Consider the following 12,571-nt stretch of genomic DNA (forward strand, 5'->3'; position numbering starts at 1 on the left):
ACTCACGTCAGAAATCCGGCGCAGTGCAGGTGGGCCAGCAGTGGATGCACGTTGGATCGTGCCGAGCCACCGCATCGACATGCCACCGACGGCGTCGCGGTCGGCGGTCGACCGAACGACGCCTCCCTCTCTGCGATTGCGCGCCGGCTCGCGCCGCATCGCTGCACCAAGGCACGCATCACCGACGCAGGCGCGCTCAAAAAAAATGGCCGCTCCATGAGCGGCCATCGGATACCGGCTGCAACGACACCTGATCAGTGATCGTCGTCTTCGAGCAGCTCGGCATAGTCGTCCGGGTCCAGCAGGTCGTTGAGCTGTTCCTTGTCGTCGATCTCGACGACGAAGATCCAGCCTTCGCCATAGGCGTCTTCGTTGATGGTTTCCGGCTTGTCGCTCAACGCGCTGTTGACCTCGACAACGGTGCCGCTGACCGGGCTGTAGACGTCGGAGGCGGCCTTGACCGATTCCACTACCGCAGCGCCGTTGCCGACCTGTACGGTGTCGCCGACGCCCGGCAGTTCGACGTAAACCAGGTCACCCAGCAAGCCCTGCGCGTGGTCGGAAATGCCGACGGTCACGCGACCGTTGCTTTCGACGCGGGCCCACTCGTGGGATTTGAGGAACTTGAGGTCGCCAGGGATCTCGCTCATGGGTGTGCTCCGGGAAAGATGATGGTTGGGGACAGGTGGCTAGTTTAGACCGCGCGACAAGACAGGTGCACGCACGGCGATGGGGCGATGGCGATATGGATACGGACCCGGGCGCAGCGCCGCGCGCAATACGCGGCGCTACACGAGTCAGTCGCCGAGCACGCCGGGCTGTGCCTGGCCATCGCGCACGAACGGAAACTTCACTGCGCGCAGCGGCACCTGCTTGCCGCGGATGTCCACCCGCAGCTGCTCGATGCTGCCGGCCGGCACGCGCGCGAAGGCGATCGCCTTGCCCAGCGTGGGCGAGAACGTGCCGGACAGGATCTCGCCTTCGCCACTGGCGGTGAGCACGGTCTGGCCATGCCGCAACACGCCCTTCTCGTCCATCACCACACCGATCAGCTGACGCGGTGCGCCCTGCGCCTTTTGATATTCGAGCACGCTGCGACCGATGAAGTCGCGTCCTTCGTCCAGGGCGATCGTCCAGGCCAGCCCGGCCTCGTAAGGGGTAACGCCATCGTCCATGTCCTGCCCATAGAGATTCATGCCCGCTTCCAGACGCAGGGTATCGCGTGCACCCAGGCCTGCGGGTTTGACGCCCTGCGCGAGCAACGCATTCCAGAATGCGACGGCAGCCTCTTGCGGCAACACGATCTCGAAACCGTCTTCGCCGGTGTAGCCGGTGCGCGCAAGGAACAAATCAATGCCGTCGCGCGAACGCGTCTGCAGCGCGGCGAAACGGCCGAGCTTGCTCGCCGCTGCGGTGTCGGCCGGGTCGAGCAGATCGATGACCTTGGTACGCGCGCTGGGACCTTGCACGGCAATCATGGCGAAGTCGCTGCGCTCTTCCACCCGCACGTCGAAGCGTGCGGCCTGCTCGCCGATCCACTGCAGGTCCTTTTCGCGGGTGGCGGCGTTGACCACCAGACGGAAGAAATCTTCCGTCATGTAGTAGACGATGAGGTCGTCGATCACACCGCCCTGGGGATTGAGCATGCAGGTGTACAGCGCCTTGCCGGAGACCTTGAGCTTGTCCACCGAGTTGGCGAGCAGGTAACGCAGAAACTCGCGCACGCGCGCACCGTGCAGGTCGACCACCGTCATGTGGCTGACGTCGAACATGCCGGCGTCGCGGCGCACCTGGTGGTGCTCGTCCAGTTGCGAGCCGTAGTGGATCGGCATGTCCCAGCCGCCGAAGTCGACCATCTTGGCGCCAAGCGCACGATGGGTGTCGTTGAGGATGGTCTTCTGGGTCATGTGCGCCGTTCCAAAGGAAAGACGGCCATTATCGCCGTCCTGTCACGCTTGGGGGAACGGCATACCGCTGTGTGGTTGCGCCGCCTGCGGGCGCGAACGCAGCGCGACGCTACGCCGCGCTGCAACAACGCCGAGGTCGGCACCGCAATGCCCTGCCCTGCCCGCATACATCAACCGGCCGGCTGCACCAGCAAGCCCATGCCATCGGCGCCGACGATGCGCACCGGCGTGCCGGCCGGCAGATCCGGGCCGGCCACCACCCAGAACGCATCATCGACCTTGGCGCGGCCGCGACCATCGTGGATGGCCTGATCGAGCAGCACGCAGCGGCCGATCAACTGCTCGGCACGCCGATTGTGCAGCGGCGATCACTCTGGCGGCCATTGCCGCGGAACCAGGCGCGATACACCTGCACTGAGACGATGCTGAGCAGCACGAATGCCACGATCTGCCACAGCAACGCGATGTTCGGCAACACCAGCACCAATACGCACACCGCTGCGGCAGCGATCCCCATCCACAGCAGGAAGGCACCCGGCACAAGGGTCTCGGCCGCAATCAGCAGCAGCGCCAGCATTGCCCAGACCGCCACGTCCCAGCGCATGGCACAGGCTCCCGCGCGCGGCGGCATCGGCGGTACGCGCACGGGCGCGTCGGGCTTGCCGGCCGCCTCCTTGGCCAGCTCGGCAACGCCGGCGATCGAACCGATGATGCCGCTGGATTCCATCGGCATCAGCACAAATTTCCGGTTGGGCGCGGTGGCCAGCGCCGTGGACGCTTCCACATACTTCTGTGCGACGAAATAGTTGATCGCCTGCACGCTGCCGATGGCGATGGCGATGGCGATGGCGTCGGACACCATCTGCGTCGTGCGTGCTTCGGCTTCGGCCAGACGTTCGCGCGCTTCTGCGTCGCGGAAGGCGGCTTCCGTGAGTATGGCTCAGCGCTCCCGGCGACCAACGCCGGCCACGTGCGGGGCAGGCCCGGGCGCAGCCGCTGCATCCGGCCGCTGTCGCAAGGCAATCAACGTGTGCGCGCACATGCAAACGCGCTCAGGCGCTACGTGGCGAGAACATGATCACCGCCATGCCGAGCAGGCAACAGGCGGCGCCGAGCAGATCCCAGCACGTCGGCGTCACGCCGTCCACCCACCACAGCCACAGCAGCGCGCTGGCGATGTAGACCCCGCCATAGGCCGCGTACACGCGACCGCTCGCTTCCGGATGCAAGCTCAACAGCCAGACGAAGACGGCAAGGCTCAGCGCAGTGGGCAGCAGCAGCCACACGCTGCCCCCTTTGCGCAGCCAGAGATAAGGCAGGTAGCAACCGACCAACTCGGCGAGCGCCGTCGCGGCAAACAGCAGTAGCGTGGTCGGCGCGATCGTCATGCCGGCCGGGGCGTATCGGAGGCGGCGCCATCAGGGCCGGTTTGATACCCCGGTGCGCTGCGGGAAGCCTCACCGCCAACGGACGGGTCACTGCCGGCAGCGCTGTCTACAGGCGGTGCGTGGGACAGCGGGGCGTGCAAGGCCGATGCGTCGCCCGCGGAACCGTCGATGGCCGGCACATCGCCGCTGCGCTCCTCGCGTTTGACCTGTTGCCACAACGCTTCCTGCTCGCCCAGCGACAACGCGTTCAACGGCGTGCCGGCAGTACGCGCCCGCGCTTCCATCGCACGAAAGCGACGTTCGAATTTCAGGTTGGCGTGCCGCAACGCGGCGCCGACATCCACCTTGGCATGGCGCGCCAGATTGGCGCAGACAAACAACACATCGCCCAATTCGTCTTCCAGCCGGGCCTGATTGTTGGCCACCGGGCCGCGTGCGAATTCCACGCGCAACTCTTCGATTTCTTCCTGCAGTTTTTCCAACACCGGCACCGGGCCAGGCCAATCGAAACCCACGCGCGCCGCGCGCGACTGCAGTTTGGTGGAGCGCTGCCATTCCGGCAGCCCGCGCGCGATGCCGGCAAGTGCGGAGTCGTCCTGGTTGCCAGCGGCACGACGCTCTTCGCGCTTGATCTGCTCCCAGTTGGCGCTCACCGCCTGCGCATCGGGCGCCGGTTGCGCGGCGAACACATGCGGATGGCGACGTATGAGCTTGTCGCTGAGCGTGGCGACCACGTCGGCGAAGCCGAACGCTCCCTGCTCGGCCGCCATTTGCGAATGGAAGACCACCTGCAGCAACAGGTCGCCCAACTCGTCGCGCAGGCCAGCCAGGTCGTTGCGATCGATCGCATCGGCCACCTCGTAGGCTTCTTCGATGGTGTACGGCGCGATGCTGGCGAAGGTCTGCTGTACATCCCAGGGACAGCCGTGTTCGCGATCGCGCAGACGCGCCATCAAGTGCAACAGCTGCTGGATATCGCCGGTGGAAGGGGTCTGAGACATCGTGTATTCCTGGAACCTCTGAGTGAGTGCGCCGCCAGCGCATGTCCCACGCGAGGCAAGCGACGTACGCGGCCGTTGCACACCACCGCAACGGCGCGCGGCACGCAAGCGCGTGCGGGGATACCGGAGTGTACCTTTCAGGGCGTCAGGGCCTTGCACAGCCATGCCGTCGCCAAGACGGCACGCATGCCGCTCAGGCCAGCCAATCGCGCCAGGGCAGATTGGGGTCGCCCAGTGCGATGAAGTCGCCGTTGAGCAAGGTGTCGCGGCGGTTGTAGCGGAACGGTTTGCCGCTGGCGCCGGCCAGCAACACGCCACCGGCCGCATGCAGCACGCACTGGCCGGCGGCGGTGTCCCACTCGGAGGTGGGGCCGAAGCGGGGATACACGTCCAGATCGCCTTCGGCGATGCGGCAGAACTTCAACGACGACCCTTGCGCGACCACGTCGATCTCGCCCATCCGCTCCAGCGCGGCGGCGGTACGCGCGTCGCGATGCGAACGGCTGGCCGCCACCCGCAAGGGCGTGGCGGCCGGGGTGCGCGTGTGCAGCATCTCGTCGCGGTCGCCATCGCGGCGGAAGGCATTCTCGCCGCGCGCGGCATACCAGACCCGCCCGTCGACCGGCGCCTGCACCACCCCGAGCACCGGTGCACCCATATGGATGAGTGCGATGTTGACGCTGAACTCGCCATTGCGCTTGACGAATTCGCGGGTGCCATCGAGCGGATCGACCAACCAGTAACTGGTCCAGTACTGGCGTTGTTCCCAGGCCACATGCGCAGACTCTTCCGACAGCACCGGCACGTCCGGGGTGACACGGCGCAGGCCTTCGACGATGACGCGGTTGGCTGCCAGGTCGGCCTGGGTCAGCGGGCTGGCGTCGTCCTTGATCTCCACCGAAAAGTCCTGGGCGTAGACCTCCATGATTGCGGCGCCGGCATCGCGCGCGATGGCGATCACGGTTTCGCGCAGCTCCATCGGGATGCGGATCATGGATTGCGCTCCAGCCACTCGCGCGCAATGAACAAGGCGGCCAGCGAGCGGCCTTCGGAGAAATCTTCGCGCAGCATCAATTCGTCCAGACGTGCGATCGGCCACGGCACCACGTCCATCTCTTCCGGCTCGTCGCCCACCAGGCGCTCGGGGTAGAGGTCGCGTGCCAGCACCAACCAGGATTGGTGACTCATATAAGTAGGAGCAAGCGTCATTGCGCGCAGCACCTGTACCTGGCGTGCGCCATAGCCGGCTTCTTCCTTGAGCTCGCGGTCGGCGGCCTGCTCGGGTGTTTCGCCGGCGTCGATGCGGCCCTTGACCAGACCGAGCTCATAGCGATGCACGCCGGCGGCATATTCGCGCACCAGCAGTACGGTTTGCGCATCGAGCATCGGCACCACCACCACGGCGCCGTGGCCCTGGCTGAGTTGGCGTTCGTAGATGCGGCGCTGCCCGTTGGAAAATTCCAGATCCAGCTGCTGCCGACGGAACGGTCCGTCGCCCAGATCGGTGATCTTGTGGATGATCGGCAGACGCGAGCTCATGCGTCGCACGCAGCCGCAAAGCGGACCGATAGAATAGGCGGATGCATCGACATGTCCATGAACCCGAAATCCTAGCAGACCCTGCAGCCGCACAAACTGCCGAACATTGGCGACAACGCGATCTCGGCGTGGTGTGGCACCCCTGCACGCAGATGCGTGAGCACCCGCACACGCTGCCGCTGGTGCCGATCGCGCGTGGCGAAGGCGCATGGCTGGTCGGCCATGACGGCCGCCGCTATCTGGACGCGGTGAGCAGCTGGTGGACCAACCTGTTCGGTCATACCGAACCGCGCATCGGCGCGGCCATCGCGCGCCAGGCCGGCGAACTGGAACAGGTGATGCTGGCCGGCTTCACGCATACGCCGGCCGTGCAACTGGCCGAGCAGTTGCTGGCGATCGCGCCACGCCAGGCCGGGCGCGCGCCGTTGTCCAAGGTGTTCTACGCCGACAACGGATCGGCGGGCGTGGAGGTGGCGCTGAAGATGGCCTTTCATTACTTCCACAATCGCGGCGACCACCGGCGGACGCGGTTCATTGCACTGGAGAACGGCTACCACGGCGAAACCATCGGCGCGCTATCGGTGGGCGATATTCCGCTGTACCGGCGCGTGTATGCGCCGCTGTTGCTGGAGGCAATGTTCACGCCCTCGCCCGATGCCTACCTGGCCGAACCGGGGCAAAGCGCCGAAGACTATGCGCTGCAGGCAGCCGATGCGTTGCAAGCACTGTTCGAACGCTCGCCCGGCGAAATCTGTGCGCTGATTCTGGAGCCGCGCGTGCAATGCGCGGGCGGGATGCGCATGTACCACCCGGCGTATCTGCGCCGCGCACGCGAATTGTGCGATGCCCATGGCGCATTCTTGATCGCCGACGAGATCGCCACCGGCTTCGGCCGTACCGGCACCCTGTTCGCCTGCGAACAGGCCGGCGTGATGCCCGACCTGTTGTGCCTGTCGAAGGGGCTGACCGGCGGCTTCCTGCCGCTGTCGGCGGTGCTGGCCACGCAGCAGTTGTACGACGCGTTCCTGGACGATTCGCGCGAGCGTGCGTTTCTGCATTCGCACAGCTACACCGGCAATCCGCTGGCATGTGCGGCGGCGTTGGCGACCTTGAAGATCTTCGCAGACGACGACGTGATTGCGCGCAACCAACCCATCGCCGCGCGCATGCGCGAGCTCGCTGCGCAGATCGGCGCACACCCGGCCGTGGCGGACGTGCGCCAGGCCGGCATGATCGTGGCGTTCGAGCTGACCCAGGGCGGCGACAAGCGCACGCCGTTTGCGTCCGCCGCGCGCGTCGGCCTGAAGGCGTATCGCGCGGCGCTCGAGAAAGGCGTGGTGCTGCGCCCGCTCGGCGACGTGCTGTACTGGATGCCGCCGTATTGCGTGGACGAGGCCCAGCTTGCGTTGTTGGCCGACACCACCGGCCATGCCATCACCGAGGCGGTCGCATGCGCCTGACCCGCTCGCATGTCGCGCTGCCGCTGCACTGCGACCAGGAAGTGACGTTGCCGGAAGAGTCGGCCAATCACCTGCTGCGGGTACTGCGGCTGCGCGAGGGCGATGCCTGCATCCTGTTCAACGGCGACGGCAGCGACTACCACGCACGCATCACCGTGGCGGGCAAGCGCGATGCACGTGCGCTGGTGGAACGCGCCGAGCCGCTCTCCAACGAATCGCCGCTGCGCATCACCTTGATGCAAGGCATCGCGCGCGGGGAAAAGATGGATCTGATCCTGCAGAAGGCCACCGAGCTGGGCGTTGCGGCGATCGTACCGGTGATCGCCGAGCGCACCGAGGTCAAGCTCGATGCGGCGCGCACCGAAAAACGCGTGGCGCACTGGCGCAGCGTGGTGGTGTCGGCCTGCGAGCAATCCGGGCGCGCACGTCTTCCCAGCGTGGCCGTGCCGCAGGGTCTGCAGGACGCGGCGCAGGCTAGCGACGCGCATGCGCTCCGGCTGACGCTGGACCCACAGGGCGAGCATCGCCTGGGCACGTTGGCATCGAGCATCCAGCAACACGTCGTCGTGGCGATCGGGCCGGAAGGCGGCTGGTCGCCGTGCGATCGCGCGCTACTTGCCGAGGCGGGCTTCAGCGGCCTGCAGCTGGGGCCACGCATCCTGCGCACCGAAACGGCGGGACTGGCGGCGATTGCGGCGCTGCAGTCGCGGTTCGGGGACCTGTAGCACCATGGCACTGTAGGAGCGCACCGGTGCGCGACAGGGCGTTTATCGGTAACGCCTCATCGCGCCCGGGTGCGCTCCTACGGGATGCGGAGGTGATCGATCTGGTGCAGCCGGCTTACTGCACCGGCCGCTGTACGAGCGCTCAGCGGCCGTGCTGCAGGAACCAGCTGGCAGCACCGATGACGCCGAGCTGGCCGTGCTCGACGATGCTCACCGGCACCTGCTCCAACGCGGGACGCAAGGCGCCCTTGTCGAGCAGGCGCGCGACAAAATCGCTCTCGGCGATGAAGCTGGCGATTTGCGGCAGGAAACCGCCGGCCAGATAGACGCCACTGCGCACGCCATACAGCAACATCAGGTCGCCGACCACGCTGCCCATAAATCCGCAAAACGCTTGCAGCGCGTCGTGCGCCAATCCATCGTTGCCGGCCATTGCGGCCGCGGTGATGTCGGCCGGGGTGGCATGCACCACGCTGTCGCCGCGCAAGGCGGCCAGCACGGTGTACAGATTCAACAGGCCCGGGCCGGACAACAGCGTTTCGGTACCCACGTGAGTACGCGTGCGCCGCAGTTCCTGCAGCAACGCCATTTCCAGATCGCTGGCCGGCGCCAGTGCCGCGTGGCCGGCTTCGGTGGGCAGCACCACCGGATGGGCACCGTTGGGGATCCACAGCGCCGCGCCCAGGCCCGTGCCCGGACCAAGCACCAAGGCCGGGCCCGCGGCACCTTGCGCCGGGCCAGACAACTGCATGACCTGGTTGCCGATCATGTAATTGGCCGCGTAGGCGACCGCTTCGAAATCATTGACCAGATGCAGGGCCTGCATGCCGAGCTGCCGGCGGATCTGCTCGGGTGCCAGCACCCAGGGCAGATTGGTGGTGATCACGCTGCCGTCTTCCAGCGCGTAGCCGGCGCTGGCGATCACGCCCCGGCGGACTGGTGCACATCCCAGTTCCGCGAAGAACGTGGTCATGATGTCGGCCAGACCCGGATACTCGGCGCAGCGGTACTTGCGGTAGTCCAGCACCGTGACCGGCTTGCCTGCGTCATCGCTTTCGCACACCAGCGCCAGGCGCACGTGCGTCCCGCCCACATCGGCGGCAACGAAGGTTTCGTGGCGCGGAAAGGCCACCGCTTCCATTGGACTGCTTGCGCTCACGCATTCTCCTGATCAGTGGCGGCGGCTGGCGTCGTCGCGCGTTGTCCGACGAACGGCCAACGGGTAGACAACGTTGTCAGCAATCGCCCTGTAACGCAACCGTGGCAACCGCGACGCGTCCCGGACGGGACGGCGCGCGTCATTCGCCAAAAATACGCAGGCGCAACGGCGATTCCTGCACAACCCCAGGGCGAACCGGGGCAGCTGCGACATTTTCGATCGTACGCGCCGATGGTAGCAGTCGCGCTCGCAAAGCGTATTGCGCAAACTGCTGCGAGGCAAAGTCGGCTTTCGCCTGAAAATGCTGCATTGCAGCGCAATCGCAGCCACATCAGAGATCTGTGACGACGTGTTGACAACGCTGTCAGGGCTACGCGAGACTCGATTCAAATCGGAGTTCTGGCAGGAGGGGCCATGGACTGTTCGGTACTGAAGAACGGGCATTCCCTCGCCTGGCATTCCAGATTCGCGAGTCGTGCGTCGCCCGACGTTCCCGCTCGCTGATGTGCGTTTAGCTCCACCGCTTCACCACACGGGGGACACCTCCTTCACCACGCGAATCGCCTGCACCCTGCTTCGAAACAAGCGTGCCAGCGCAATCATCGCGATCGGTCAGGGCGTGTTGTTTTGCCGGCCACGCCGAGCGCGTTTTGTCCTATTGCAGGGCAGCACGCTCACAGCACTAACCAATGAGGTTTAGCCATGCACAGCCGCACCACGACGTTAGCACTCTGTATCACCGCCGCTCTGTACTGCTCCGGCTCTGCAATGGCTGCCGGACAAGAACAACAAGCCCCGGCCAGCACGCCGTCGGCCACCACCGAGCTGGATACCATCACCGTCACCGGCTACCGCGCGTCGCTGGAGAAGAGCCAGGCAGTCAAGCGCTCGGCCAACTCCATCGTCGATGCGATCAGCGCCGAAGACATCGGCAAGTTCCCGGACGTCAATGCGGCCGAATCGCTGTCGCATCTTCCGGGTATCAGCGTCGACCGCCAGTTCGGCGAAGGCGAAAAGGTCAGCATCAACGGCACCGACCCGGCCTTGAACCGCGTGCTGCTCAATGGCCAGACCATCGCCTCGGGCGACTGGGGCGGCAACCCGACCGATACCAGCGGCCGTACCTTCAACTACACGCTGCTGTCGCCGGAAATCATCGGCTTGATGGAGGTCTACAAGACCCCTGAAGCGCGCATCGACGAAGGCTCGATCGGCGGCACGGTGATCGTGCACACCCGCAAGCCGCTGGACCTGCCCAAGAACACCATCCGCGGCTCGGTCGGCTACAACTACAACGACCGCTCCGAAGAGGGCAATCCGCGCGGTTCGGCGCTGTGGAGCTGGAAGAACGACGACGAAACCTTCGGCGCGTTGATCTCCGCCACGCACGACAAGCAGGACTTGGCACGCGCCGGTATCGAATACTTCGGCTACACCACCGGTGCCAACATTCCGCCGACCGCCACCATCACCGGCGACGGCAGCGATGTGGCCACCGCGCGCGTGCCGGCCGGTATCAACAGCGCATTCTTCCAGCAGACCCGCGAACGCAGCGGCGTGCAAGGTGCGTTGCAGTGGAAGCCCGACGAGCAGAACGAGTTCAACCTGACCGGCCTGTACATCAAGGGCAAGTACAACAACTTCAGCGAGTCGCGTTACGTCTGCCCGGCCTGTAACAACGACATCCAGAAGATCACCAGCGCCAACGTCGAGAACGGCGTGGTCTCCTCGGCCACGGTATCGGACAACACCCGCGGTGGCGTCAACGATCAGCCATACGCGCAGCTGGATGCGAACTATCGCGAGAGCACCGTCACGACCAAGAGCCTGAACCTGCGTCACGACTGGTCGGGTGAAAAGTGGGTGTTCACCACCCAGGTTGGCGACACCCAGGCAACGGGCGGCAAGAACCCCGAATACCTGATGAAGTTCCTGATGACCGATGGCGGCTATAACTACGACTTCGACGGTTCGCACACCGCAGTCAATTACGCCAATGGCGGTGCATCGAACTGGACGCTGCCCGGCTCGCCGGCAGGCCTTGCTCCGGGTTCGCAGGATGCCAGCGCCACGCAGGCTGGCGGCATCTTCTATCAGAAGAGCAAGGATGAAGAGAAATATTTCCAGTGGGATGCAGCACGTGACCTGGCGGTTGGCCCGTTCACCAAACTGCTGTTCGGCTACAAGTACATCAACCATAACAATGGTGTAGACGCACGCGGCAACCGCATCAACACCACCGATCCGGTGTCGCTGACCCAGTTCAACCCGGGCACCACCCCGAGCGGTCTGTATGACGGTTTGGGTGCAAGTGGCGATCTGACCACCTGGCCAACCGCCAGCCTGAGCTCGGTCCGCAACTATCTGCTGTCGCAGCCGCAGGGACCGTACCGTACCGACTTCGGCTCCTCGTTCGACGTGAAGGAAATCACGCAGAACTTCTACACGCAGTTGAACTACGAGACCGGCAAGTGGCGCGGTAACGTTGGCGTGCGCCTGGTCGACACCACCGACAAGTCCGAGTACTGGCAGAGCCAGGACGGTGGCACCACCTTCAGCCGTGTTGCCGAAACCAACGACTACCGCAAGGCGCTGCCGAGCTTCAACATCGCCTATGACGTCACCGACGACACCGTGCTGCGCTTCTCGGCTGCCAAGGTCATCGCACGTCCGCGTTATGCCGATCTGGCCGGTTCGTTCACCATCAACAGCGGCAACGGCAACCTGACCGCCAACGGTGGCAACCCGGATCTGAAACCGTACGAATCCACCAACTACGATCTGGCTGCCGAATGGTATTTCGCGCCGTCCAGCATGTTGTCCGGTGAAGTCTTCTATCGCGATATCAGCTCCTACATCGTCAATACCACGGTCAGCCAGCAGCTCAATCCGGCGCCGCCGGCGGTGGCGGGCGTCTACCAGGTGACCACGCCGGTCAACGTTTCCGATGCGAAGGTCAAGGGCGCATCGATCAACTATCAGCAGGCGTTCGGCCTCGGCTTCGGATTGCAGGCGAACTACACGTTTGCCAAATCCGATGCGAGCACCGGCTTGAACCTGCCCTACCTGTCGCGCGATACCTACAACGTGATCCCGTATTGGGAACACGGCGACTGGACGGTGCGTGTGAACTACAGCTACCGCTCGAAGTACTTCACCCAGATCGGACGCCTGGGCTCGGAAGACTTCGCAGACAGCTACAAGCAGCTGGATTTGACCGCCTCGTATCAGATCACCGACTACATGGGCCTCACCTTCGGCGCCACCAACCTGCTGGATTCCACCTACCGCTTGTACAGCGGAACCAGGGACACCCCGACAGCGTTCTACAAGAACGGCCGCGGCTACCAGGCCCAGCTGAACTTCAAGTTCTGATGTAGTCCCGGCGCGCC

General features: G+C 65.1%; 11 protein-coding genes and 2 pseudogenes. 4 read left to right on the top strand and 9 right to left on the bottom strand.

Translation table 11 applies throughout. The features are described 5' to 3' along the window. Positions 1–51: 51 nt before the first annotated feature. On the top strand, positions 52–261 hold the full coding sequence (locus tag ACCQ07_RS15110) for a hypothetical protein (RefSeq protein ID WP_126952652.1): 210 nt from the start codon (positions 52–54) through the stop codon (positions 259–261). On the opposite strand, the gene gcvH is transcribed toward ACCQ07_RS15110, so the two are convergent. From gcvH to nudE, 8 genes and pseudogenes are all read right to left on the bottom strand, one after another. Beyond that, positions 255–650 carry a glycine cleavage system protein GcvH gene (gene gcvH, locus ACCQ07_RS15115; protein ID WP_003482419.1) on the bottom strand — a complete coding sequence of 132 codons (396 nt, stop codon included), beginning with the start codon at positions 648–650 and terminating at the stop codon, positions 255–257. The genes ACCQ07_RS15110 and gcvH overlap by 7 nt on opposite strands. A 147-nt stretch (positions 651–797) precedes the next feature. Next, the gene (gcvT, locus tag ACCQ07_RS15120) at positions 798–1,907 is read right to left on the bottom strand and encodes a glycine cleavage system aminomethyltransferase GcvT (protein ID WP_008572070.1); all 1,110 of its coding nucleotides are present in this window, start codon (positions 1,905–1,907) and stop codon (positions 798–800) included. A gap of 170 nt (positions 1,908–2,077) precedes the next feature. Continuing rightward, positions 2,078–2,511, bottom strand: a pseudogene (locus ACCQ07_RS15125) (NfeD family protein). 6 nt (positions 2,512–2,517) lie between these two features. Further along, positions 2,518–2,835 (bottom strand): annotated as a pseudogene (locus tag ACCQ07_RS15130) (SPFH domain-containing protein); the annotation flags it as partial. 124 nt (positions 2,836–2,959) lie between these two features. Continuing rightward, the gene (locus ACCQ07_RS15135) at positions 2,960–3,295 is read right to left on the bottom strand and encodes a YnfA family protein (protein WP_372363425.1); all 336 of its coding nucleotides are present in this window, start codon (positions 3,293–3,295) and stop codon (positions 2,960–2,962) included. Continuing rightward, entirely contained in the window at positions 3,292–4,296 is a 1,005-nt protein-coding gene (gene mazG / locus ACCQ07_RS15140; protein ID WP_372363426.1) for a nucleoside triphosphate pyrophosphohydrolase, read from the bottom strand. The genes ACCQ07_RS15135 and mazG overlap by 4 nt, the downstream gene beginning before the upstream one ends. A gap of 193 nt (positions 4,297–4,489) precedes the next feature. Further along, positions 4,490–5,290 carry a 3'(2'),5'-bisphosphate nucleotidase CysQ gene (gene cysQ, locus ACCQ07_RS15145; protein ID WP_008572065.1) on the bottom strand — a complete coding sequence of 267 codons (801 nt, stop codon included), beginning with the start codon at positions 5,288–5,290 and terminating at the stop codon, positions 4,490–4,492. Next, the gene (gene nudE, locus ACCQ07_RS15150) at positions 5,287–5,835 is read right to left on the bottom strand and encodes an ADP compounds hydrolase NudE (RefSeq protein WP_003482427.1); all 549 of its coding nucleotides are present in this window, start codon (positions 5,833–5,835) and stop codon (positions 5,287–5,289) included. Before nudE ends, cysQ begins: the two co-directional genes overlap by 4 nt. Before the next feature lie 41 nt (positions 5,836–5,876). Between nudE and bioA the strand changes: the two genes are divergently transcribed. Both bioA and ACCQ07_RS15160 read left to right on the top strand, forming a co-directional pair. After that, positions 5,877–7,295 carry an adenosylmethionine--8-amino-7-oxononanoate transaminase gene (gene bioA / locus ACCQ07_RS15155; protein WP_011348219.1) on the top strand — a complete coding sequence of 473 codons (1,419 nt, stop codon included), beginning with the start codon at positions 5,877–5,879 and terminating at the stop codon, positions 7,293–7,295. After that, positions 7,286–8,020: a 16S rRNA (uracil(1498)-N(3))-methyltransferase gene (locus ACCQ07_RS15160; RefSeq protein ID WP_372363427.1), complete on the top strand. Its 735-nt coding sequence runs from the start codon at positions 7,286–7,288 to the stop codon at positions 8,018–8,020. Before bioA ends, ACCQ07_RS15160 begins: the two co-directional genes overlap by 10 nt. A 142-nt stretch (positions 8,021–8,162) precedes the next feature. Here the strand turns inward: ACCQ07_RS15160 and ACCQ07_RS15165 are convergent, their stop codons facing one another. After that, on the bottom strand, positions 8,163–9,161 hold the full coding sequence (locus ACCQ07_RS15165) for a glucokinase family protein (RefSeq protein WP_372364151.1): 999 nt from the start codon (positions 9,159–9,161) through the stop codon (positions 8,163–8,165). Between the two features lie 720 nt (positions 9,162–9,881). Here ACCQ07_RS15165 and ACCQ07_RS15170 point away from each other — a divergent pair. After that, positions 9,882–12,554, top strand: coding sequence for a TonB-dependent receptor (locus ACCQ07_RS15170; RefSeq protein WP_014090757.1), 2,673 nt, complete (start codon positions 9,882–9,884; stop codon positions 12,552–12,554). The last annotated feature ends 17 nt before the right edge of the window (positions 12,555–12,571 follow it).

Source organism: Xanthomonas sp. NCPPB 3583 (assembly GCF_041475715.2).
Lineage (GTDB): Bacteria > Pseudomonadota > Gammaproteobacteria > Xanthomonadales > Xanthomonadaceae > Xanthomonas > Xanthomonas euvesicatoria.

Bases quoted from the DNA above. Each gene is read 5' to 3' on its own strand.
- ACCQ07_RS15135 (WP_372363425.1), bottom strand. From the start codon at position 3,295: ATGACGATCGCGCCGACCACGCTACTGCTGTTTGCCGCGACGGCGCTC.
- gcvH (WP_003482419.1), bottom strand. From the start codon at position 650: ATGAGCGAGATCCCTGGCGACCTCAAGTTCCTCAAATCCCACGAGTGG.
- cysQ (WP_008572065.1), bottom strand. From the start codon at position 5,290: ATGATCCGCATCCCGATGGAGCTGCGCGAAACCGTGATCGCCATCGCG.
- ACCQ07_RS15160 (WP_372363427.1), top strand. From the start codon at position 7,286: ATGCGCCTGACCCGCTCGCATGTCGCGCTGCCGCTGCACTGCGACCAG.
- ACCQ07_RS15165 (WP_372364151.1), bottom strand. From the start codon at position 9,161: ATGGAAGCGGTGGCCTTTCCGCGCCACGAAACCTTCGTTGCCGCCGAT.
- nudE (WP_003482427.1), bottom strand. From the start codon at position 5,835: ATGAGCTCGCGTCTGCCGATCATCCACAAGATCACCGATCTGGGCGAC.
- ACCQ07_RS15170 (WP_014090757.1), top strand. From the start codon at position 9,882: ATGCACAGCCGCACCACGACGTTAGCACTCTGTATCACCGCCGCTCTG.
- gcvT (WP_008572070.1), bottom strand. From the start codon at position 1,907: ATGACCCAGAAGACCATCCTCAACGACACCCATCGTGCGCTTGGCGCC.
- bioA (WP_011348219.1), top strand. From the start codon at position 5,877: ATGCATCGACATGTCCATGAACCCGAAATCCTAGCAGACCCTGCAGCC.
- mazG (WP_372363426.1), bottom strand. From the start codon at position 4,296: ATGTCTCAGACCCCTTCCACCGGCGATATCCAGCAGCTGTTGCACTTG.